This is a genomic window from Bacillus sp. S4 (assembly GCF_040838205.1).
GTDB classification, from domain to species: domain Bacteria; phylum Bacillota; class Bacilli; order Bacillales; family Bacillaceae_G; genus Bacillus_A; species Bacillus_A cereus_U.
In genome coordinates this window covers 1-23,492 of sequence record NZ_JBFPJI010000031.1, presented here as the reverse complement: position 1 = coordinate 23,492, position 23,492 = coordinate 1, and the positions used below count along the sequence as shown (strand labels likewise).

The following is a 23,492-nucleotide window of genomic DNA, read 5'->3' as shown; positions in this document are numbered from 1 at the left end:
ACTATATGTACTATCTTAAACATACCCCCCTAGTTTCTTGACTAAGCTGGAAGTTTTCAAGATTAATTACTAATTGGTTAGATACTTGGTTAGATGAATTTTTATTTTAGTATTTGGCATAGCTGTAACAATGTTTTTTACAACAATCACACCATTTCCTAGTAACATTCCACCAACTAATAATACATATATGGATTTTTTGATAATCTTACCCCCAACAGTCTATTATTCTAGAATCGTCCCTAAAAATCAATAGTTAATTGGTATTTTACTATTTTCACTTCATCACCATAACATATCTTTGTCACATGTATTTATATTAGAAAACTGACACAGAAAAAGAGACAGCTCTGCCATCTCTTTTTCTGTGTCAGTTTCCCCTCATCAAGACGTACGTGAGGTTCTCCCCCATACGTCTTTTCGTTGATCTTCTTTCTTTGACATCTAATCAGTCTATAGACTGATTAGATGTCTTTATATCAACTTGTATATCACTTCTAAACAAAAATAAGTATCTTTTCTTTTGTCTACTACATTTTTTCTGGTGCAGATACTCCTACGATTGCTAATGCATTTTGAAGTGTAGTGCGTACTGCTTTCATTAATTCGTAACGAGCTTTACTTAATTCTAAGTTATCTTGGTTTAATACTTTTTCTGCATTGTAGAAGCTGTGTAATGCTGCAGCTAATTCAAATGCATAGCTTGTAATGCGGTGTGGCAGACGTTTTTGCGCTGCATCCGCAACTACAGCTGGGAATTCACCAAGTTTTTTCAGTAACTCTACTTCTTTCTCAGAAGTAACAAGTTTGTAATTCACGTCTCCGCCTGTAGCTAATCCTAACTCTTCACCTTGACGAAGGATACTGCATACACGAGCATGAGCATATTGTGCATAGTATACTGGGTTTTCATTAGATTTTGATACAGCTAAGTCCATATCGAAGTCTAAATGAGAATCACCGCTACGCATTGCGAAGAAGTAACGCATTGCGTCCACGCCTACTTCTTCCATAAGCTCACGAAGTGTAACTGCTTTACCTGTACGCTTACTCATTTTCATTTTTTCACCATTTTGGTACAGTTGTACCATTTGGATGATTTCTACTTCAAGTGTTTCTTTATCGTAACCTAGCGCTTGAATAGCAGCTTTCATACGAGGAATGTAACCGTGGTGGTCAGCACCCCAAATGTTGATTAGCTTATCGAAACCACGCTCTAATTTATCACGGTGGTAAGCGATATCTGGCGTTAAGTATGTGTAAGAACCGTCATTTTTAATTAATACACGGTTTTTGTCGTCACCGTAAGTCATTGAACGGAACCAAGTTGCTCCGCCTTCTTCAAAGATTTCGTCACGCTCTTTTAATACAGCAAGAGCCTGATCAATTTTTCCGTTTTTGTATAATGATGTTTCTGAGAACCATACATCGAAGTTAACACGGAAGCTTGCTAAGTCTTTTTGAAGTTTTGCTAACTCATATTTTAAACCGTATGAACGATAGAATTCATAGCTTTCCTCTGCATCAGCTTTTGCATAACGATCGCCAAACTCTTCAGCTAAACGTTTACCGATTCCAATGATGTCCGCACCATGGTAACCGTCTTCTGGCATTTCTTTCTCTAAACCTAAAGCTTGCATGTAACGAGCTTCAACAGAAAGAGCTAAGTTATGAATTTGGTTACCAGCATCATTAATGTAGTACTCACGAGATACATCGTATCCTGCTTTTGCTAATACGTTACATAAAGTGTCCCCTACTGCCGCACCACGTGCATGTCCTAAGTGAAGATCGCCTGTTGGATTCGCAGATACGAACTCAATTTGTACTTTTTCACCTTTACCAGTATTCGTTTCACCGTATGCTTCACCAGCGTTAACGATTGTTGGGATTAAGTCTGTTAAGTAGCTATTATCCATGTAGAAGTTAATAAAACCAGGACCAGCGATTTCAATCTTTTCAATAGAAGCTTTTGCTTTATCGAAGTTTGCAACTAATTCTTCTGCAATCATACGAGGTGCTTTTTTCGCAACGCGTGCAAGTTGCATTGCCATATTTGTAGAGAAGTCACCATTTGTTTTATCTTTTGGCGATTCTAATACAACGTTTGGAATTTGTTCTTCTGTCGCTAATTCTGCCTTTAATACAGCAGCTTGAATTTCTTCTTTAATCAATTCTTTTACTTGTTCTAAAGAATTCATTACTTTGCCTCCTTCAAATTAATTGTAATTGTATATCTGCCAGCCTCTTGTTCACTTAGAAGCAATGCGTACGTTAAGAAGAGTTGTCCTTTTTTCTTTTCATCCGACCATTTAAAAAGAACGTTATCGGTTTTCGTTTGCAATGCAAATGTACCAAGCTCACTCGTATACGTACCAGTTGTCCATTCACCTTTCACATGCGTCTGACGCATAGAAATAGCACCTGAACGCATAATGAGAACTTGTTCATCTTGAATTTTAATAATTGTTTTCACTTCGCCTTGTTCGTTCGACTCTTGGAATGTTATATATGTACCTTGACCTTTTACATAGTATTGACCATTTGCTTCAAAAGCAACGGTTTCCTTCCTCGCCCCTTCACGGATTTCTGTTACGAAATGAACGTGTACCGGCAAGCCTGCAAGTTGTTTCTTCACGTCTTGCACACCCTTCAAATGTTATAGATATTAAATACTACTTATAATAAATCACTTTTCCTATCATATCAAAAAAAGACTCTGTCTGTCTGCTGAAAAATCAGGAAAACTCCTTTTCAAAAAATAATTCACCTTCACTTTATTTCATATGTTAAAATGTTTTTTAAATCTAAATATTCTTTCACTTTAAAGGGGTGAATTTGGTGATACCAACAAAATTAAAAAAAGGTGATGAAATAAGGGTTATTTCACCATCTTGTAGTTTAAGTATTGTCTCAAATACGAACCGAGAGCTTGCCACAAAAAGATTAACCGATATGGGCTTTCACGTTACATTCTCAAAAAATGCTGAAGAAATAGATCGCTTTTCTTCATCCTCTATTGCTTCACGAGTTCAAGATCTTCATGAAGCATTTAGAGATCCTAATGTAAAAGCAATTTTGACGACACTTGGCGGATACAACTCTAACGGTTTATTGAAACATCTCGATTATGATTTAATTCGAGAAAATCCGAAGTTTTTCTGCGGTTATTCTGATATTACCGCTTTAACTAACGCGATTTATGCTAAAACAGGCTTAGTTACATATTCAGGTCCTCACTTCTCTTCATTTGGAATGGAGAAAGGCCTCGATTATACGACCGATTACTTTTTAAAATGCTTAACTTCTAATGAGCCTATTGAAATATTGCCGGCTGAAACATGGAGCGATGATTCTTGGTATATTGATCAGGAAAATCGAGAATTTATTAAAAATGAAGGATATGTTTCAATTCAAGAAGGAGAAACTACAGGAGATATTATTGGTGGTAATATGAGCACATTTAATTTACTACAAGGTACGCCATATATGCCTAACTTACAGGACAAAATTTTATTTCTTGAAGAGGATAGTTTAACAGAAAAAGCTACCCTTAAAACTTTTGATCGATATTTACATTCTCTTATGCAGCAACCCGACTTTGAACATGTAAAAGGCATTGTTATAGGAAGAATGCAAAAAGGAGCAGAATGTGCGATAGCAGACATTCAAGAAATGATTGCTTCAAAGGTAGAACTTAAACATATACCTATCATTGCAAATGCTAGTTTTGGGCATACAACTCCTATTTTCACTTTTCCCATTGGCGGAAGAGCAACAATCACTTCTAATACAAAGAGCACATCTATTACAATTTTAACGAATTAAAAAAGGAGCGATTTGTTCGCTCCTTTTAAACTTTTTCTATTTTTTGTAATGCCTTTTGCGGGATTGATTCTTTCGGGATTTCAGCCCATCCTTTTCCTTGCATACCCTTTGCATAAATTTTTATAAAATCACCTGTATGCAATTCACGGTTCACTATTCTTTTAATAATTTGTAGCTTTCCGTCTTCCGTATACCCTTTAAATGTATACAAATATTCATCGTCTTTTTTCTCACCTTTATCTATAACTGCATAATAATCTTGTATTTCTTTATTTGAAAAGAAGTTGTCTACAAAAGCATGTACCCCTTCTGTTTTTGTGTTTAAATAATATGCTGTTCCCCCTAAAATAATGGCGAACACAGCTAAAACTTTAATGACCAATTTCATAAATGCGCCTCCTGTTTGCACTTCTTTCTCACTAACCGTATGTCTATACCTGTATTATACGAAAAAAAGCATACTATACTCCATCGAAATGTCTTACACTTCCCTTACATTATTGTAAGGATTTTTCACCTTACAGCAATTTCCGGGCAAAAAGTTTTTCCGTTTAACAAACTTTTATATTATTATTGAATGATACGAATTTTTATTACAAAAATCAAAGGAGACAGTTTTCAAATGGCTATCTTGCAAGGTTTAGCACTATTACTTGTTGTACTCTGTCTATTTACACTTTTTAGTTACCGTGCTCCTTACGGAATGAAAGCAATGGGTGCTTTAGCTAATGCAGCAATCGCGAGTTTTCTTATTGAGGCATTTCACCGTTATATCGGTGGAGAAATGTTTCATAATGACTTTTTACAATCAGTAGGAGAAGCTTCTGGTAGTATGAGCGGTGTCGCAGCGGCGATTTTAGTAGCATTAGCAATCGGTGTTTCACCCGTATACGCTGTTTTAATCGGTATAGCTACTAGTGGATTCGGTATTTTACCAGGATTTTTCGCTGGATATGTTTGTGCTTTCGTCGTGAAATTTCTCGAAAAGAAATTACCAGCTGGTGTAGAATTTTTAGCAATTCTATTTATTGCCGCACCAATTTCACGTGGAATGGCTATGCTTATGGATCCACTCGTTAACGCAACACTCGGTAAAATCGGTTCTATGATTTCAGTTGCAACTACAGAAAGTCCTATCATTATGGGTATTATGCTTGGTGGATTAATCACAGTTATTTCTACATCTCCATTAAGTTCTATGGCACTAACTGCAATGCTTGGATTAACAGGTTTACCAATGGCAATTGGTAGTCTTGCCGTAGCAGCTTCTGCCCCAATGAACTTTATTTTCTTTAAACGACTAAAAATTTGTTCAAAGAAAGATACAATCGCTGTGGCAATCGAGCCGTTAACACAAGCCGATGTTGTCTCAGCAAACCCAATTCCTATCTATATGACAAACTTTGTTGGCGGTGCGCTTGCCGGTATTATTACGTCGCTATTCCAGCTCGTTAATAATGCACCAGGGACAGCATCACCAATTCCAGGACTTCTCGTCTTGTTCGGATTTAATGATGTAATAAAAGTAACGATTGCTGCCGTATTATGCGGAATCGTTACCACAATTGTTGGATACGTCGGTTCGATTGTGTTCCGCAAATATCCAATCCGTTCTGCTGATGAAATTCGCGGCATTACTTCGGAAGAGAAAGTTGCATAAGAAAAAGAGCTATTCTCATCGTTTGAGAATAGTTTTTTTGATGTCTCGTGACGGTAAGTGAAATTATATCAGCGATTTTTCGAATATATCGACCGCAACTTGAATTATATCAGCGATTTTTTAAATATATCGACTTACCGACACATAACGACAAAAGTAAAGGCCTCCTAGTCATCTAGGAGGCCTTTACTCTATCCAGCTACAACGGCTAGAATCTCCTGCGATTCTGAGCAAGCCGCTTCCGCTTTTATTTTATCCAGTTACGCCTTCTAGACCCTTGCGTCTAAGGACCTTCCCTGCCAAAAGGTAAAAAGCACCTTTTGTAGGAAAGAACCTTAGTCACCGGGTCTAAACAGTCGGCTTCACTTTTATTTCACCCAACCGAGCAGCATTTCCCGCACGAATTTACTTGCTGCGATTGGTGTTTGATCACTATGATCGTAGACTGGAGCTACTTCTACTAAGTCTGCTCCGACTACTTTTATATTTGAATTTGCAATTGCTACGATGGACTCTAATAGTTCTTTAGATGTGATACCTCCAGCTTCTAATGTTCCTGTTCCAGGAGCGTGAGCTGGGTCTAATACGTCGATGTCAATTGTGACATAGACTGGGCGTCCTGCAAGTTTCGGTAATACTTCTTTTAACGGTTCTAATACGTCAAATTTATATAAGTTCATACCTACTTCTTTTGCCCATTCGAATTCTTCCTTCATTCCAGAACGAATACCGAAAGAATATACGTTTTCCGGACCAATTAAATCGCACACTTTACGAATTGGTGTAGAGTGGGATAAAGGCTCTCCCTCATATGACTCACGTAAGTCAGTATGAGCATCCATATGGATGATTGCTAAATCCGGATATTTTTTTGCCATTGCCTTAAAAATTGGCCAAGACACTAAGTGCTCTCCGCCGAGACCTAGTGGAAACTTACCGGCATCTAATAGTTTTGCTACATATTCTTCAATCATGTCTATGCTGCGCTGTGGGTTCCCAAATGGTAATGGAATATCACCCGCATCAAAGTACTTTACCTCTTCTAGTTCACGATCTAAATACGGACTATATTCTTCAAGACCGATTGATACTTCACGAATACGTGCAGGGCCAAAGCGAGATCCTGGACGAAAACTTACTGTCCAATCCATAGGCATCCCATAAATAACCGCCTTTGACTCTTCAAAACTTGGATGACTTTTTATAAATACTTTACCTGAATAAGCTTCATCAAAACGCATACTCTTTTCCTCCTTGTGTGGAACTTAAGGTATCCCAACCTTTCATTATTTCTCAAATTTGGAGCCTATAACTCCTCTTTCTCGATTTACCTGTGCCTTCTTTTTCTTACAAGAAGACTACTTCATTTGTAGCAGTGTAAGTAACTAGCATGTTCAAGCCTTCTAGACAAACACCTTAAATGAGTTACTTACACTTTATTTATTTCAATTTAACGCTCTTACTTAATTAAATCGCCAACAAATTTCGGTAGTGCGAATGCTGCATTGTGTAATTCTTTTGTGTAATATTTCGTTTCGATTTCGTGGAAACGCTCTTCACTTACTTCTAATGGATCATGTTTTTTAGATCCGATCGTGAACGTCCAAAGTCCACTTGGATACGTCGGAATGTTTGCTGTGTATAGACGAGTAATTGGGAAAATCTCTTTTACGTCTTTAAATACAGTTGTAATTAGTTCTGGTGTAAACCAAGGGTTGTCCGTTTGGGCAACGAAAATACCATCTTCTTTTAACGCTTTTGAAATTCCAGCGTAGAAGCCTTTTGTAAATAAGTTTACTGCTGGGCCTACTGGCTCAGTAGAATCTACCATAATTACGTCATATTCGTTTTCGCTTTCTGCGATGTGTAGGAAACCGTCTCCTACTTTTACTTCTACACGTTCATTATCTAATGCACCTGCAATTGATGGTAAGTACTGCTTAGAGTACTCAATTACTTTTCCATCGATTTCAACAAGAGTTGCTTTCTTCACGCTTGGGTGTTTTAACACTTCACGAATAACACCACCATCGCCTCCGCCAACAACTAATACGTTTTCAGGGTTTGGATGTGTAAATAAAGGTACGTGCGCTACCATTTCATGATAAACGAACTCGTCCTTTTCTGTTGTCATAACCATGCCGTCTAAAATAAGCATGTTTCCGAACTCTTCCGTTTCAACCATATCAAGTTTTTGGAATTCTGTTTGCTCCGTATGTAATGTGCGGTTAATACGCGCCGTAATTCCAAAATGCTTTGTTTGTTTTTCAGTGAACCATAGTTCCATCGTACAATCACGCCTTTCGCTGCAAATTTATAATAGGGACATCATTAATGTCCCCTAACAAAAATAAAACAAAACATCCAAAAAGTATAGTTAAAAGTACAAAAATACCGAAAATATATTTTAGTCAGAGGGTTCTAACATATATGCGAAAAAGGTTTGCTCTGTAATAGGAAAGAAAACCCTTTCTTAAGAAAGGGCTTTTGTCTCTATTTCTACCGGTTTACGAATTGGAATTAAGATCATAACGCAACCGACTAACACAACAATTCCACCGACTAAAAACGGGCTTTGCGGCGAAACTGTATGACCGATGACTCCTGATAAAATTGGAGCAATCGCGCCTCCTAACCAACGAACGAAGTTATAAACACCTGATGTAACAGATCTTTCATAAGGTGAAATATCCATTACATAACTTGTAAATAACGCATTGTTTAATCCTGATGCTAATCCAGATAGAACGATTAACACGATTTGTAACCACATAATTTTTACGAAGAATAGTGCAATTAATAACATCGCAAATACGAGTAAACTACCCTTTAACATTGCTTTTGGTTCATATTTACCTTCTAGCTTATGTGCTAAAATTGCTGATCCGTAAGCTAGCGCTAATCCCCATCCACAAAATACAAATCCTAATTGAATAGCAGATAAGTGCATAATAAGTGGTGAATAGGCTAAAACAACGAAAAATCCGTAGTAATATAACATCCCTGAGATGGCACCTTGCATAAACGGTTTATACTTCACCAAGTTAAGTAATTCCCCCATGCCTGCTGCTTTACGCTTCACTTTTCGCTCCGGTTCTTTTACAAAAAAGAAAACTAAAATAAATGCTAAGGAAATTAAAATACTCGTCGCAAAAAATGGGTAACGCCAAGAATGTCCACCTAATATTCCGCCTAATAATGGTCCACCTGCCATCCCTAAACCAATGGCTGCTTCATATAGTCCTACTGCTTCATGAACTTCTTTACTTAATGCAATTAATAATGTCATCGCTGTTGCGAAGAACATCGCATTTCCTAATCCCCACCCAGCGCGGAAAAGAGATAATTGAGCAATCGTTTGCGATATACCACATATAAATGCAAATACAGTCACAATCGCAAGACCAATCGTCATCATTCGTTTATCACCAAATCTTGATGCAAATATTCCAGCTGGTAACATCATAATTGCCATCGTTAAAATATATGATGTAAATAACATCTCGACTTGCCAATGCGATGCACCAATTTGTTCAGCAATACTTGGTAAAATTGGGTCGACTACCCCTATACCTGAAAAGGCAAGGAAGGTAGCCACCACTGTAATCAATCTCCCTAATTTTTGTTTGCTCTCCATTTTGATTACTCTCCTTTTGTATTCTCTAAAAATGTAACTGCACGGCTTAAACTATCCTCTAGCTCTGCCTTCACGCGATGCATTTGCTCCATTTTCTCGTCTAACGTTTGCACTTGTTCTTCAAGCATCTCTTTAATTTCTTGAATCACTTCACGGTCACGCGGATTCTCACTATTTCTTCTTTGTTCCATTCTTTCTTTTAACGATAAGAAATGTTGCATTTCTTGAAGCGTAATTCCTAGCACTTCTTTCGCTTCCACAATCCTTTTAATTCTTGCAATGTCCTCGTCTGTATACAGGCGAATATTCCCTTCACTGCGTTCTGGGGGATGAATTAAACCAATTTCCTCATAATAACGAAGTGTACGCTTTGTTAAACCGACTTGCTTTGTTACTTCATCAATTTTATACATGTGTATTCCTCCCTTCACCGGATTATTACATTTTACGTTAACGTTAACTATTGTGCAACTATTATACTTTTGTAAATGTTTGTCATATGAATTGTATTTTTCTCAAAGCAGTTTCATAATGAAAGAAAAGAGATGATAAGGAGATTTCCAAATGAATAAACCACTTATTTTCGCTCATCGCGGGGTAAAAGGAACACACCCAGAAAATACGATGATTGCCTTCCAAGAGGCTGAACGCATTGGTGCTCACGGAATTGAACTTGATGTTCATCTATCAAAAGATGGTGAACTAGTTGTTATTCATGATGAAACAGTGGACCGTACAACAAATGGCGTGGGACTTGTTTCTGAGAAAACTGTAGAAGAATTACAAGTTTTAGATGCTGGTAGCCATAAAGACCCTTCTTTCCATGAGGCAAAAATCCCAACGTTACGAGAAGTATTTATTTGGCTCTCTACAACAAATTTACAACTTAACATTGAATTAAAAACAGATGTTATTCACTATCCAACTATTGAAGAAAAGGTCGTCGCTCTCGTTCGTGAATATCATCTATCCAATCAAATTGCATTTTCATCATTTAACCACGATTCCGTTTCATTATTAGCAGAAATTGCTCCAGAAATTCCAAGAGCGATTTTGTACGATACACCACTTGCAGATCCTATTGCTGAAGCAAAAAAACGTGGGGCAACTGGATTACATCCAAACTTTCAATTATTAACGAAAGAGTTTGTCCAATTAGCACAGGGGCAAGGATACGTTTTTCGTCCTTACACCATTAATGAATATAAAGATTTACAAACTATGATTGATTATGGCGTAGATGTTATTATTACCGATTGGCCAGCGCGTGCTTTTGAGCTCCTTTCTTAAATGAAGGGGCTCTTTTTATTTTGGAAATTTCATTGTTTAAAATAAACGAAAACCCTCAATACTAATACAATAATGCTTGTATTAATGAGGGGCTGAAAAAGATGGATCAAACTATGAATCCAAAACTTAAAAAATATAAACGTCTTTTCTTCACCGTAATGTTTTCTTGTGTTCTTTTTTTCGTTTTTTCCTTTTTTATTATCATTGTAGCCGCAAAAATTATGGGACCTCCCCCTGTTGCGGTTCCGCAAACGAGTGTCTTTTACGCTAATGATGACACTGTTATAGGACAAAGTAATGAAATGCAAAAACGCTATAATGTATCTCTCGATGAAATTTCTCCTTATGTAAAAGGGGCGACACTATCTATTGAAGATCAACGATTCTACAAACATCATGGCTTTGATATGAAGCGCATTGCTGGTGCCATTGTTGCCGATTTAAAAGCAATGGCAAAAGTACAAGGTGCTAGTACTATCACACAACAGTATGCTCGTAACCTATACTTAGATCATGATAAAACGTGGAAGCGTAAACTATTAGAAGCAATGTATACCGTTCGTCTTGAAGTGAACTATAATAAAAATCATATTTTAGAAGGGTATTTAAATACAATTTATTACGGGCATGGTGCTTACGGAATTGAAGCTGCTTCCCGCCTGTATTTCGATAAAACTGCAAAAGAATTAACATTAGCAGAAGCTAGTATGCTCGCCGGCATTCCGAAAGGACCCAGTTTCTACTCTCCCTTTTTAAAAGAAGAGCGTGCTAAAGGGCGTCAATCTCTCATACTAAATGAAATGGTAGAACAAGGGTATATTACAAAACAGCAAGCTGCCTCAGCAAAAAAAGAGACACTTACTTTTGCCTCATTGGATACGAAAAAAGTTGCAGAAATTGCACCTTATTTCCAAGATGCTGTACAAGCTTCCCTTCTTCGTGATATCGGATTAGATGAGCAAGCCTTACAGCGAGGTGGTTTGCGTATTTATACAACACTAGACCCTAAATTACAATCTGTAGCAGAGCAAGCTGTAAAAAATCATATACCTGAAACAACAAACATCCAAACTGCCCTCGTCTCTATGAATCCAAAAACGGGTGAAGTGGCTGCCCTTGTTGGTGGAACTGATTATAATACGAGTCAATTTAACAGGGCTACACAAGCCGCTCGTCAGCCCGGGTCTACATTCAAGCCTTTCCTATATTATGCAGCCTTAGAACGAGGATTCACCCCTGCCACACGCTTAAAAAGCGAATACACGGTATTCACTTTAGGTGACGGTGTTTCAAAGTATAAACCAAAAAACTATAAAAACTATTATGCAGACGATTTTGTGACAATGGCACAAGCACTCGCTGTTTCTGATAACGTATATGCTGTGAAGACGAATTTATTTTTAGGCGAAGACATTCTTACAAAAACAGCGAAGCAATTCGGCATCGCTAGCGCATTAAAAGATGTTCCGTCTCTCGCTCTCGGCACATCTCCTGTAAAGCCAATTGAAATGGTCAATGCTTATAGCATGTTTGCAAACGGCGGGAAAGAAGTAAAACCAATCTTTATAAGGCGCATCGTTGATCATGAAGGAAATATGCTATACGATGCTCATTTAGAAAGTAAACAAGTTCTAGATAAAAGCAAAGCTTTTGTGATGGAAGAAATGATGACAGGTATGTTTAATAAAAAACTAAGCAGTTATGCCGCTGTGACCGGTCAATCGATGTTATCAAAACTATCAAGAACATATGCCGGGAAATCTGGCTCTACAGAAACTGATAGTTGGATGATTGGATTTACCCCGCAACTTGTAACAGGGGTTTGGATTGGATACGATCAACCTAAATCCATTTCAAATGTAGCAGAACAAGGATACGCGAAAAAAATATGGACCGATACAATGGAAAAAGGATTAGATGGACAGCCTAAAAAAGAGTTCAAACAACCAACAGATGTTGTTGCTGTCGACGTTAACCCTGAAAACGGTAAGATTGCGACAAAAAATTGTCCCATTTCTGTGAAGATGTATTTCGCAAAAGGTACAGAGCCAACAGAGTACTGTATGGATCACGTTGATGGTAAGGAAGAATTCGAAAAGGTTAGTGAAGAAAAGAAAAAGACGGGTTGGTGGAAAAAATATCTCCCGTGGTAAGAAAGAAGGCTATTGATATTTCTTGTCGAATTGCTGATATATTTTCATATCCCATAGTCCTATTCACAAAATAAAAAGGATGCCTCACTAGTCAAAAATCGACTAATGAGACATCCTTTTCTTTTATTCACCTAATAATGCACGTCGCAATTCTTCACTAGATTCATTCCAAATTGCTTCATTATGCTCTTTTAAGAATGTACCAAGTACTTTTTTAGATGATTCATCCATATGATCAATCATGATGTGACGCTTTAGTGATTTATCCATTTTGTTTACATGCTCTGGAAGTGATTTATATCCGCGGCGAATTTCACGATCAACTGTCATTTCACAAGCAGTTACACCTGCGTAATATGCACCGTTTGGTGTTCTTTCAATCGTTACCCAAACAAGCCAAAATGGTTTTCCGTTTGGAACTTCATCTTTATTTGTTAAAAACTTAATTCCTTTTTCTACCGTACTACGTGCATGCATCGCACCGATATCAACGAACGCAGTTTTCTCTAATACATCAACAAATACAGGAGAAATATTTTCTAGGCTTAATGCCCCAACACCAAATCCACCATGTCCATCTGTGGAGTCATTCTTCACGATATTAAAACCGATTTTTTTCTTTTTCTCTGTCATATGTAAATTCCTCCTCACTTAATAATTATAGGAGCCCGAAAATAGGCGCAATGATACTTTGTAAAAATACTAATACATACGGAATAACTACATTGAAAATAGGCTGAATTGTGTAATTGCTAAGCGGTGTAATAACAAGAATTAATAACGCAATTGATCCATACTTTTCATACTGTGTCATTTTCGCACGAATATTTGCTGGTGCTAAATCTTCCACAACGCGATACCCATCAAGTGGTGGAATCGGTAATAAGTTAAATACAAGTAAAACAATATTAAGCCCAATGAAAATTTGGAAGAACTGACTTAACGTATCTGCTACTGCAGGTGGAACCGCATCTAACACACCAAACGTTATTAAGCTATACCAAATAATTAAACCAATTGCACTTAAAATAAGATTACTTATCGGTCCCGCAATAGAAACTAATATTCCCGCAAGACGCGGTCTTTTAAAGTTATACGGGTTAACAGGCACTGGTCTTGCCCAACCGAATCCAAGAATTAATACAGCAATCATCCCGATAGGATCTAAATGAGCCATCGGTGATAACGTTAATCGTCCTTGTTTCTTTGCTGTATCGTCTCCAAATTTATATGCAACATACGCATGTGCAAATTCATGCACAGATAGTGCAATAATAATCGCCATTGCTACCAATGGAATTTGGTGCAACGGATATCTAAATAACTGATCCATAGTTCATCTCCTCTTCAATATGTCCAAAAAAGAAATTATTTGTTTTTCCGATTGTTCTTCCTCATAATCCGCTATAATAAGAGTGTAACTTACATAAAAGGAGCGATTGTACATGCCATACGTAACAGTGAAAATGCTAGAAGGACGCACAGAAGAACAAAAGAAAGCTCTTGCTGAGAAAGTAACAGCAGCAGTAAGCGAAACAACTGGTGCTCCTGAAGAAAACATCGTTGTTTTCATCGAAGAAATGTCTAAAAACCATTATGCAGTTGGCGGAAAACGCTTAAGCGACAAATAATTTCAAGTTTTTTCATAAGAAGCAGCTCTTAGCTGCTTCTTATTTCTTTCCTTCTAACAACTCGATAATTCTCTCTTTATATTTTCCTTTTCTTCCATCTTCATAGATTAAATCATGTGGATAGAATAGCTTTTGATCCGTTCGCTTCTTACCTGTAATCGCCTCAACAATATCCGATTCACGCGAAAGCTCTCTAAGTTCCCCGTTCGGCATAAGAAGTAAAATTGGCAGACGCTCTTCTTCTTCTCCTGCGCGGTAAAAGTCATACGGTAAATCCGATGTTGAATCAACAACTAAATAATACTCTGGATCTAGTCCAATCTTTTTAAATAAGCTACTTAATTCCATCCAATTATCTAAACCGTGTTTATCTGTAAACTCTACATATTTAAATAGATTTCGATTCATAAAACGGCGACATAAGTCACTTAAAATTGGATCTTCTTCGTCTTGCCATACTTGGAAGTAATAATACATTACGTTCTCGTCTAGCTTTAAATAATCCTCTACTGTTACTTCTTCTTCAAATAAAGAATAGAAATGAACAGGATGATATTTAAACGCATAATACTTCTCATGCAGTGATTTAGCTCGGTGTAAAATCTTCGTTAAAATTACTTCTGCACTACGTGTTACTGGATGGAAATATACTTGCCAATACATTTGATAACGACTCATAATATAATGTTCTACAGCATGCATACCACTATTTTTAATGACAACTTGATTACCATACGGGCGCATGACACGCAGTATACGTTCCATATCAAAGTTCCCATACTTTACACCAGTAAAATATGCATCTCTTAATAAATAATCCATACGATCAGCATCAATTTGGCTTGAAATCATACTAATCGCTAATTTATTAGTAGATGTTTTCGCAATTACATCTGCTACCTTTTGCGGGAAATCTTTATCCACACGGCTTAATACACGATTAATTTCCGTATCACCAACGATAATCTTTTGCGTAAATTTCTCATGATCTAACGAAAATACTTTTTCAAACGAATGAGAAAATGGGCCGTGACCAACATCATGAAGTAATGAAGCACATAAACATAACAATCTATCTTCAGCATTCCAATTTGGTCTGCCATCAAACACATCATCAATCATACGACGAATAATTTCATATACACCTAACGAATGAGTAAAGCGACTATGCTCTGCACCGTGAAATGTAAAAAATGTCGTTCCAAGCTGCTTAATACGGCGCAAGCGTTGAAATTCTTTCGTTCCGATTAAATCCCAAATAACGCGATCACGCACGTGCACATATTTATGTACTGGGTCTTTAAACACTTTTGTTTCGCTGAGTTTGTCGTTTAAATATACCACTTTCCGACATCCCCCTTTCTTTACTGCATTCTTACTATATATTATAAACGATATAGGAAACAGAAAGAAATGAAAGACTATATTAATTCCTGTTATATAAAGAAAAATCACTTTTACCGACGTAAAAGTGATTTTTCTTTATATATTATTTTCCTAAAACAAATTCAGCAACTTCGTCTAGGATCATTTCTTTACCTAGTGGGAAGTATCCTTTGTTTAGGTCTTCATTGCTAATTGTGAATACGTGATTATTTTTAACAGCGTTCATGTTTTTCCAAATTGATTCTTCTTGGAATTCTTTTAGACGCTGAGAACCGTCACCAGTTGTAAATACGAATAAGTAATCTGGGTTGTAATCGATTAAAGCTTCTTTTTGTACTTGTACTAGCGGTTTATCAGTTGGTGTACCTTTAACTGCTGGTAATTTTAAGTCATTAAAGATTACGCTACCGTAACCGTAGTCACCGTATACGCGGAAAGCATTTGGATATGCAGCCATTTTCATGAATGTTGCATCACCAGTTTTAGCGATGATTTTGTCATGTAATTTGCTTGCTTTTTCATCATACTGTTTGAACCATTCTTTTGTTTCTTTCTCTTTACCGAAGATTTGACCTACTTCTTCGAATTTTGGACGCCATTGGTCTAATGGAGTTTTTAACATAACTGTTGGTGCAATTTTAGATAATTGATCATAAATCTTTTCTTGACGATTGTTTACAAGAATTAAGTCTGGTTTTGCAGCAGCTACTGCCTCGATGTTAATTTTATCGCCCCAAGCAGAACCTACTGGTTTCACACCTTCTAATTTCTTTGCAATATGTCCATCAATTTTTTCTTGTGTTGTATTTGCAGTAATAATCGGTTTCATGCCGAAAATTAATAATTCTTCTGTTGAACCACTAAGGTCAGCAATTTTCTTTGGATTTGCAGGGATTTTAATTTCCCCTTTTGCGTGTTGTACAGTGCGCTCTTCAGTTTTCGTATCCTTCGCATCTGCTTTCTTTTCTTCTTCTTTGTTAGAACAAGCTGCAAATAGTACAGAAGTAACAACTAGTACCATTGCTAATAGTGCCATTTTAAAATTCTTCATATTCCCACTCCTTCTAGCTGTATTTCTCTTATAATTTGCATGTAACTATAAGAAACGAAAACAACATTTAATTAATATATTTTTATTAATTGTTGTTTATAGCCCGTTCTAACGGGCGTTCAACTTCCCATCCATGGGTAAGAAGTTCAACGTCCATTAGAACTCCCCCTCTCACCTCTTTAAGAGGGGGACATTCTATTAATTATGCTTTTTTACGCAATTGATTATTAATCATCGCTAAATCGTATGTTAAACAAATTGGTTTACAGTTTACTGGACATGGAACGATTTGAGCTTCAATCTCAAATACATTTCGAAGCGTTTCACTTGTCATAACCTCATCTGGCGTTCCTTGTTTCATTAACTTCCCAGCTTTTAATGCAATCATATGATCAGAGAAACGAGAAGCATGATTTAAATCATGAATAACCATAACAATCGTTCTGCCTTCTTCTTTGTTTAACTTCTTCAGTAAGTTTAATACTTCAAGTTGATGAGCCATATCTAAGTATGTTGTTGGTTCATCTAACACGAGTAAATCTGTTCCTTGTGCAAGAGCCATCGCAATCCATACACGTTGACGCTGACCACCTGATAAAGCTTCTGCTGGACGATTTGCGAATTCTGTCATCCCAGTCACTTCAAGTGCCCAGTGAATGTAGCGATAATCCTCTTCTTTCAATGTTCCAAATCCTTTTTGATGAGGAAAACGTCCATATGAAACAAGTTCAAACACAGTAAGGCCTGTTGGCACTTCTGCAGTTTGTGGTAAAATCGCCATTTTCTTTGCGATTTCTTTCGTTGGCTGTTTCTCAATTGCTTTTCCATCAAGATAAACAGTACCTCGTTTTGCTTTCAAAATACGAGAAGCCGTTTTTAATAATGTAGATTTCCCACAACCATTTGGTCCAATAATCGTTGTAATTTGCCCTTCCGGAATTTCAACTGTTAATCCATCTATAATTAACCCTTCATTATAGCCAACAGATACCGCATCAACTGCTAAAGTTGCCATACAAAAAGCCTCCCTTTATTTTGTCCTCATAAGTAAATATATGAAATATGGTGCGCCAATTACAGAAATAACAAGACCGACCGGTATTTCTGAAGTTGGTAACACACTTCTTGAGATTACATCTGCAAATAAAAGCAAGAACGTTCCTATTAATGCAGCCGTTGGTAACATAATTTGATGTTTACCACCAACGAGGCTTCTCGCTAAATGCGGAGCCATTAAACCGATAAAACCGATTCCGCCCGCAACAGCAACGGATGCACCAGCTAAACAAACTGCAATAAATAATAATTTACGTCTTTCCTTTTCTACGTTTACACCAAGGCCAACTGCTGTAGAGTCGCCTAAATTCATTACATTTAATATGTGCGCTTTACTAATGGCAAGTGGCAAGAAAATAACCATCCATGGGAGTACACTTAATACGAACTTCCAATCTGTTCCCCATAAACTTCCTGCCAACCAAATTGTTGCAAAGCGGAAATCATTAGATGTCATTTTCATAGAAAAAATTAAACTAACAGCACCAAATCCGGCTGCAACAGCGATACCAACAAGAATTAATCGAGTGGATGAAACACCGTCTTTCCATGCTAGTAAATAAATAATAATCGCCGCTAATATCGCTCCTACTAGTGCGAAGAATGGAAGGATAAATACAGATAAAAATGTACCAGTTCCAACTTTCCCAAAGAAAAAGTAGACGAATACAACAACTGTTAATCCCGCTCCGGCGTTAATACCTATAATACCTGGATCAGCAAGTGGGTTTCGTGATAACCCTTGCAAAATTGCACCTGACATAGCTAACGCAGAACCAACCAATATAGCTATAACCATACGTGGCATACGAAATTCAAATAAAATAACAGATTGATCTTCTGCACCTAATCCAACCAATGACTTTAATACATCTATTGGAGGTATTTTAAATGTTCCTGTATTTAAACTTATTAAAAATATAGCAACGATTAATCCTACTAAAATCGTTAAAATAGAAACGTTCTTTTTTGTTAAGACGCTCGTCCTCACATTTTTCCTCTCCCTTCGTTACGTGCTAAGTAGAGGAAGAATGGCACCCCAATTAGCGCTGTAATTGCTCCAATTGGCGTTTCAAATGGTGGATTAATAACGCGAGATAACATATCTGCACATTCAATTAACAATCCACCTAAGACTGCAGAACATGGAATAACCCATCTATAATCTGAGCCTACAAGGAAACGAGTCATATGCGGAATTACAAGTCCAACAAATCCAACTGATCCTGCCATAGAAACCGCAGAACCCGTTAATACAAGAACAAGTACTGTTCCGATAAATTTAATTAATGTCGTATTTTGACCAAGTCCAATCGCAATTTCTTCACCAAAGCTTAAAATTGTAATATATCTCGACATCATAATTGCTATGACGAGACAAACAAGGCCAATCGGTACTAACATATTAATACTTTGCCATTTCACTCCGGCAACACCGCCTGCATTCCACATACTTACCTCTTGGGCAAGGTTGAAATACAATGCAATTCCAGATGAAATTGCCCCTAATAAAGCACTAATTGCTGCACCAGCTAAAGCTAATTTCACAGGCGTTAATCCACCTGGTGAAGAAGACCCAATACCATATACAATGCTCGCTCCAAACGCAGCTCCAATAAAAGATGCGATAACGAACATTAAATAAGGTGAATTAGGGAAGAATGCATACATAATTGCAATCCCGAATACTGCACCATCTGTAATCCCCATTAACGATGGGGATGCAAGTGGATTTCGTGTCATACCTTGCATAATTGCTCCTGATACCGCTAAAAAGGCACCTGCAACTACGCCCCCTATTGCTCTAGGCATACGAAGTTCTTGAATTACGTTATGATGCGTTATAGACCCATCAAACTGAAATACAGCTTGCCAAACGGTCTTTAAACTAATATCTGCTGCACCAAACGAAATAGAAACTGCCATGCTTAAAGCTAACAAAATTGTGCCTGCTATTAAAATAATAGAAGCAACGAGCGGTCTGCTCTTAATCTCTTTAACATTCACATCTTGCTGTCCTATACTCCTTGCGCTCGCTTCCATCCCTCAACCATCCTAACCAACAACATATATTTAATAAAATGAAATTTATTCTCAAATAATAATAAAAAAATTAGGTGAATTGACATTTTTCGTGATAATGATTCTCAGAATCAGACACTTTCTATTCTACCTACCACGTCAAAAGACTGTCAACCATTATTTTGAAATACGAATTCATACAAAGCGCTATCTTATGGACATAAAAAAAGAAGAGTAATCTGTTCACTCTTCTTTTTCTTATTTATTTAACTTTGCTTCAATTTTTACAATTAATTCGTCTTCTGTTGGAGCCGCAACTGGACGATTATTTACAAACGCGAATGATTTTTTACGACCAGGGCCACAGTAAGACTGACATGCAACCTCAATCGTTGCACATGAATCTACTTTTTTTAACTTCGGAATCAACGTTTTAACGTTCGTTGCCTGACAATCATCACACACACGAAATTCGTTTCCCATTATATATAACACTTCCTCTATTTTAAACTTTTCACAAGTACATTTAAAAATAAACACTAAATGGTATTTTACCGCTCTTTGAAGCTTGTTGCAAGTCTCCGGGCGTAGCTCTATTCCTATATAAGGCTACCTATTTTTTATATTTTCTCCTTCAAAAGCTTCCATCATTCATAGCCATATTTCTTCTCTTCATTGAAATCTACCATATTTTTAAAAGCTTTGTATAAAAGCTCATTTTTTTGCCCATTATAAAAATAGGAAGTTCATAAAAAGAAAGGGAGTTGAATCTATGAAAGTAAGACAAGATGCTTGGACAGACGAGGACGATTTATTACTTGCTGAAACGGTGCTTCGCCATGTTCGAGAAGGAAGTACTCAGTTAAATGCATTTGAAGAAGTAGGTGATCAGTTAAATCGCACATCTGCTGCTTGTGGTTTCCGCTGGAATGCTGTTGTTCGCTATAGCTATGAACAAGCTCTTCAACTAGCAAAAAAACATCGTAAAGATAAAATGCGTGCTGCGGGCGGTGAACAGGCAAAAAAACGTTTGCTTTATACACCACCAGCTTCAGAGGCGATAACTGATTATGAAGAACACGTACCGTATGAAACAGCTGTTCAATATACAGAAGCTATTCCATATCAAAAGCCGACTGTCCCTGCTCCAAAAAGCTCAATAACAATGCAAGATGTTATTTACTTTTTACAAACAGTTGGATCTTCAAATATAAAAGTAACAGCTCTTGAAAACGAGAATACGAGATTGAAACAAGAAATTAAAGCGCAAATCTTGCGAAATGAAGAACTAGAAAGGAAACTAGAAAAATTAGAACAACAATCTCATACTGTACAAGAGGATTACGAAACACTTATGAATATTATGAACCGTGCTCGTAAATTAGCAGTAATGGATGATGAGGAACGCTCACAAACATCTTTCCGCATGGATCGAAACGGTAACTTAGAAAAAATTGCAGAATAAAAAGGATGCATGCAATGCATCCTTTTTATTCTTTCACTTCAAAATCCCCCTTTATATCCGAAAAAACCCCTTTCTTCATTTTTTGCTATAATAGAGGTTATCATTTTATAAATAAGGGGTTAGTTATATGAGCAATTCCCGTTCGATTTTATCTCAGCCAGAGTGGCGTATTGTCGACCAGTCTAGTTTAGGACCAACATTCCATGCACTGCAGTCATTCGCAATGGATGACACGTTATGCACAAGTATTGGAAATGGTCTATCCGTTGCAACAATGCGCTCTTGGGTTCATCACAATACAATTGTTCTTGGCATTCAAGATTCACGCCTACCACATTTAGAAGAAGGTATTTCCTTTTTAAAAGAAAACGACTTTAATGTTATCGTTCGTAATTCCGGTGGACTTGCGGTCGTACTTGATGAAGGTGTTTTAAACGTATCACTTTTATTCCAAGAAACAGAAAAAGGTATCGACATCGACCTTGGATACGATACGATGTGGCATTTAATTAAGGAAATGTTAAAAGATTACGATGTTACTATCGAGGCAAAAGAAATTGTTGGTTCTTATTGTCCTGGTAGCTATGATTTGAGCATTCGCGATCAAAAATTTGCTGGTATTTCTCAACGTCGTATTCGCGGAGGCGTTGCTGTACAAATTTACTTATGTGCGACAGGAAGCGGATCTGAGCGTGCCGCACTCGTTCGTGACTTTTACAACGTAGCAATTCAAGGCGAAGAAACACGATTTACGTATCCTGAAATTGTGCCGAGTACGATGGCTTCACTATCTGAATTACTTGGCGAAACAATTACAGTGCAAGATTTAATGATGCGCCTTTTAAAAACGTTGCAACAATTCGCTCCAAAGTTAACACCATCTCAACTCACAGTAGATGAAGTTCCTTTATATGAGACAAATTTACAACGTATTATTGACCGTAATAATAAGGCACTTGGTTTAGAAAAATAAAAAAGACCACCCTCATTTCAAAAGAAATAGGGTGGTCTTTTTTCATATTAATTCATTATAGAATTAAAGTGCTTGAGCTGCTGTAATTAAAGCTAACTTGTACACTTCTTCTTCGTTACATCCACGAGATAGATCATTTACAGGCATGTTTAAACCTTGTAAGATTGGTCCTACTGCTTCGAAGTTACCTAAGCGTTGAGCGATTTTGTAGCCGATATTACCAGCTTCTAGGCTTGGGAATACGAATACGTTAGCATCACCTTTAATTGTAGAACCTGGAGCTTTCTTCTCAGCTACAGATGGTACGAATGCAGCATCGAATTGGAATTCTCCATCTAAAGCTAATTCAGGAGCCATTTCTTTTGCAATGCGAGTTGCTTCTACAACTTTTTCTGTTTCTGGAGATTTCGCAGAACCTTTTGTAGAGAAGCTTAACATAGCAACGCGTGGGTCAATACCGAATAGTTCAGCCGTTTTTGCACTTTCGATACCAATTTCAGCTAAATCTTGGCTGTTTGGTGCAATGTTAATTGCGCAATCAGCGAATACATACTTCTCTTCTTCACGTACCATGATGAATACGCCTGAAGTTTTTGTAACGCCTGGTTTTGTTTTAATAATTTGAAGTGCTGGACGAACTGTATCAGCTGTAGAGTGAGCTGCACCACTTACTAAACCTTGTGCTTTGCCCATGTATACAAGCATTGTACCGAAGTAGTTTTCGTCTTTAAGGATTTTACGAGCGTCTTCTTCCGTTGCTTTACCTTTACGGCGTTCAACGAAAGATGCTACCATTGCATCCATCTCTTCGTATGTAGCTGGATCGTAAATATCAACGCCTGCTAATGTTAAGTTCATGCTAGCAGCTTTTGCGCTAATTTCTTCTTTATTACCAACTAAAATTGGTTTTACTAACTCTTCTTTTGCTAAACGCTCTGCAGCGCCTAAAATTCTTTCATCAGTTCCTTCAGGAAGTACGATAGAAATGCCTTTTCCTTGAACTTTTTCTTTTACTGCTGTAAATAAATTGCTCACGAATAAACCCTCCTACAAATGTTAAAAACTAATCTACCTTTAAGAATACTTCTTTTCAGCTATATTTTAAACTTATAGCTCCCAAAAAATAGATAAAATGAAAATGATTATATTTTCATAAAATTCAGCCGGAAAATAAAGCCTACTTAAGCCTTATTTTCTCCCGTTTTCCAGTAAATATAAAGTGAAACTTTAATCAGTGGGGGGATTGTTCATCCCCCACTGATTATTAGCCTTCACCAATCGGGCGTTTACGGGCAGTTGATCTCCCACCTAACTTCTTTGCTCCAGCTGAATTTTGAGGT

General features: G+C 37.2%; 23 protein-coding genes. 7 read left to right on the top strand and 16 right to left on the bottom strand.

Translation table 11 applies throughout. The features are described from left to right. Window positions 1-530: 530 nt before the first annotated feature. Both argS and AB3X48_RS06530 read right to left on the bottom strand, forming a co-directional pair. The gene (gene argS / locus AB3X48_RS06535; protein WP_088099735.1) at window positions 531-2,201 is read right to left on the bottom strand and encodes an arginine--tRNA ligase; all 1,671 of its coding nucleotides are present in this window, start codon (window positions 2,199-2,201) and stop codon (window positions 531-533) included. After that, window positions 2,201-2,638, bottom strand: coding sequence for a YwiB family protein (locus AB3X48_RS06530; protein WP_016106740.1), 438 nt, complete (start codon window positions 2,636-2,638; stop codon window positions 2,201-2,203). Before AB3X48_RS06530 ends, argS begins: the two co-directional genes overlap by 1 nt. Before the next feature lie 203 nt (window positions 2,639-2,841). Here AB3X48_RS06530 and AB3X48_RS06525 point away from each other — a divergent pair, with 203 nt between their 5' ends. Then, entirely contained in the window at window positions 2,842-3,828 is a 987-nt protein-coding gene (locus tag AB3X48_RS06525; RefSeq protein ID WP_016106741.1) for a S66 family peptidase, read from the top strand. A gap of 25 nt (window positions 3,829-3,853) precedes the next feature. Here AB3X48_RS06525 and AB3X48_RS06520 read toward each other — a convergent pair whose 3' ends face one another. Continuing rightward, complete coding sequence (locus tag AB3X48_RS06520) at window positions 3,854-4,216, bottom strand: YxeA family protein (protein WP_002113100.1); 363 nt, start codon at window positions 4,214-4,216, stop codon at window positions 3,854-3,856. Between the two features lie 234 nt (window positions 4,217-4,450). Here AB3X48_RS06520 and AB3X48_RS06515 point away from each other — a divergent pair, with 234 nt between their 5' ends. Further along, window positions 4,451-5,488, top strand: a complete 1,038-nt coding sequence (locus tag AB3X48_RS06515) for a PTS sugar transporter subunit IIC (RefSeq protein ID WP_002034865.1) — start codon at window positions 4,451-4,453, stop codon at window positions 5,486-5,488. A gap of 368 nt (window positions 5,489-5,856) precedes the next feature. Here the strand turns inward: AB3X48_RS06515 and speB are convergent, their stop codons facing one another. From speB to AB3X48_RS06495, 4 genes are all read right to left on the bottom strand, one after another. After that, window positions 5,857-6,729 carry an agmatinase gene (gene speB / locus AB3X48_RS06510; RefSeq protein ID WP_016106742.1) on the bottom strand — a complete coding sequence of 291 codons (873 nt, stop codon included), beginning with the start codon at window positions 6,727-6,729 and terminating at the stop codon, window positions 5,857-5,859. Between the two features lie 218 nt (window positions 6,730-6,947). Beyond that, on the bottom strand, window positions 6,948-7,775 hold the full coding sequence (gene speE / locus AB3X48_RS06505; RefSeq protein ID WP_000424696.1) for a polyamine aminopropyltransferase: 828 nt from the start codon (window positions 7,773-7,775) through the stop codon (window positions 6,948-6,950). 186 nt (window positions 7,776-7,961) lie between these two features. Next, window positions 7,962-9,125, bottom strand: a complete 1,164-nt coding sequence (locus AB3X48_RS06500) for an MFS transporter (RefSeq protein WP_367959100.1) — start codon at window positions 9,123-9,125, stop codon at window positions 7,962-7,964. Window positions 9,126-9,130: 5 nt separating this feature from the next. Beyond that, window positions 9,131-9,538: a MerR family transcriptional regulator gene (locus tag AB3X48_RS06495; RefSeq protein ID WP_002159740.1), complete on the bottom strand. Its 408-nt coding sequence runs from the start codon at window positions 9,536-9,538 to the stop codon at window positions 9,131-9,133. 151 nt (window positions 9,539-9,689) lie between these two features. Between AB3X48_RS06495 and AB3X48_RS06490 the strand changes: the two genes are divergently transcribed. Both AB3X48_RS06490 and AB3X48_RS06485 read left to right on the top strand, forming a co-directional pair. Then, window positions 9,690-10,415 carry a glycerophosphodiester phosphodiesterase gene (locus AB3X48_RS06490; protein WP_016106744.1) on the top strand — a complete coding sequence of 242 codons (726 nt, stop codon included), beginning with the start codon at window positions 9,690-9,692 and terminating at the stop codon, window positions 10,413-10,415. A gap of 101 nt (window positions 10,416-10,516) precedes the next feature. Continuing rightward, on the top strand, window positions 10,517-12,568 hold the full coding sequence (locus AB3X48_RS06485; RefSeq protein WP_002113107.1) for a transglycosylase domain-containing protein: 2,052 nt from the start codon (window positions 10,517-10,519) through the stop codon (window positions 12,566-12,568). Window positions 12,569-12,691: 123 nt separating this feature from the next. Here AB3X48_RS06485 and AB3X48_RS06480 read toward each other — a convergent pair whose 3' ends face one another. Both AB3X48_RS06480 and AB3X48_RS06475 read right to left on the bottom strand, forming a co-directional pair. Next, window positions 12,692-13,201, bottom strand: a complete 510-nt coding sequence (locus tag AB3X48_RS06480; RefSeq protein WP_002113108.1) for a YwhD family protein — start codon at window positions 13,199-13,201, stop codon at window positions 12,692-12,694. 25 nt (window positions 13,202-13,226) lie between these two features. After that, window positions 13,227-13,901, bottom strand: coding sequence for a site-2 protease family protein (locus tag AB3X48_RS06475; protein WP_002113109.1), 675 nt, complete (start codon window positions 13,899-13,901; stop codon window positions 13,227-13,229). 112 nt (window positions 13,902-14,013) lie between these two features. On the opposite strand from AB3X48_RS06475, the gene thmT reads away from it, so the two are divergent. Beyond that, complete coding sequence (gene thmT / locus AB3X48_RS06470) at window positions 14,014-14,199, top strand: 2-hydroxymuconate tautomerase (RefSeq protein WP_001147171.1); 186 nt, start codon at window positions 14,014-14,016, stop codon at window positions 14,197-14,199. Between the two features lie 39 nt (window positions 14,200-14,238). On the opposite strand, the gene AB3X48_RS06465 is transcribed toward thmT, so the two are convergent. From AB3X48_RS06465 to AB3X48_RS06440, 6 genes are all read right to left on the bottom strand, one after another. Further along, window positions 14,239-15,543: an HD domain-containing protein gene (locus AB3X48_RS06465; protein ID WP_002113111.1), complete on the bottom strand. Its 1,305-nt coding sequence runs from the start codon at window positions 15,541-15,543 to the stop codon at window positions 14,239-14,241. A 145-nt stretch (window positions 15,544-15,688) separates the two neighbouring features. Further along, window positions 15,689-16,636, bottom strand: a complete 948-nt coding sequence (locus AB3X48_RS06460) for an ABC transporter substrate-binding protein (RefSeq protein WP_016106745.1) — start codon at window positions 16,634-16,636, stop codon at window positions 15,689-15,691. 202 nt (window positions 16,637-16,838) lie between these two features. Further along, window positions 16,839-17,651, bottom strand: a complete 813-nt coding sequence (locus AB3X48_RS06455) for an ABC transporter ATP-binding protein (protein ID WP_000212073.1) — start codon at window positions 17,649-17,651, stop codon at window positions 16,839-16,841. A 15-nt stretch (window positions 17,652-17,666) separates the two neighbouring features. Then, on the bottom strand, window positions 17,667-18,683 hold the full coding sequence (locus AB3X48_RS06450; protein WP_002159735.1) for a FecCD family ABC transporter permease: 1,017 nt from the start codon (window positions 18,681-18,683) through the stop codon (window positions 17,667-17,669). Further along, window positions 18,680-19,735 carry a FecCD family ABC transporter permease gene (locus tag AB3X48_RS06445; protein WP_016106746.1) on the bottom strand — a complete coding sequence of 352 codons (1,056 nt, stop codon included), beginning with the start codon at window positions 19,733-19,735 and terminating at the stop codon, window positions 18,680-18,682. The genes AB3X48_RS06450 and AB3X48_RS06445 overlap by 4 nt, the downstream gene beginning before the upstream one ends. Window positions 19,736-19,972: 237 nt before the next feature. After that, window positions 19,973-20,197 carry a YuzB family protein gene (locus AB3X48_RS06440; RefSeq protein ID WP_000526075.1) on the bottom strand — a complete coding sequence of 75 codons (225 nt, stop codon included), beginning with the start codon at window positions 20,195-20,197 and terminating at the stop codon, window positions 19,973-19,975. A 289-nt stretch (window positions 20,198-20,486) separates the two neighbouring features. On the opposite strand from AB3X48_RS06440, the gene AB3X48_RS06435 reads away from it, so the two are divergent. Continuing rightward, window positions 20,487-21,179 carry an RsfA family transcriptional regulator gene (locus AB3X48_RS06435; RefSeq protein WP_016106747.1) on the top strand — a complete coding sequence of 231 codons (693 nt, stop codon included), beginning with the start codon at window positions 20,487-20,489 and terminating at the stop codon, window positions 21,177-21,179. A 127-nt stretch (window positions 21,180-21,306) separates the two neighbouring features. Continuing rightward, complete coding sequence (gene lipL, locus AB3X48_RS06430) at window positions 21,307-22,152, top strand: octanoyl-[GcvH]:protein N-octanoyltransferase (protein ID WP_016106748.1); 846 nt, start codon at window positions 21,307-21,309, stop codon at window positions 22,150-22,152. A 63-nt stretch (window positions 22,153-22,215) separates the two neighbouring features. Here lipL and pta read toward each other — a convergent pair whose 3' ends face one another. Continuing rightward, entirely contained in the window at window positions 22,216-23,187 is a 972-nt protein-coding gene (gene pta, locus AB3X48_RS06425; RefSeq protein ID WP_002113123.1) for a phosphate acetyltransferase, read from the bottom strand. Window positions 23,188-23,492: the final 305 nt, after the last annotated feature.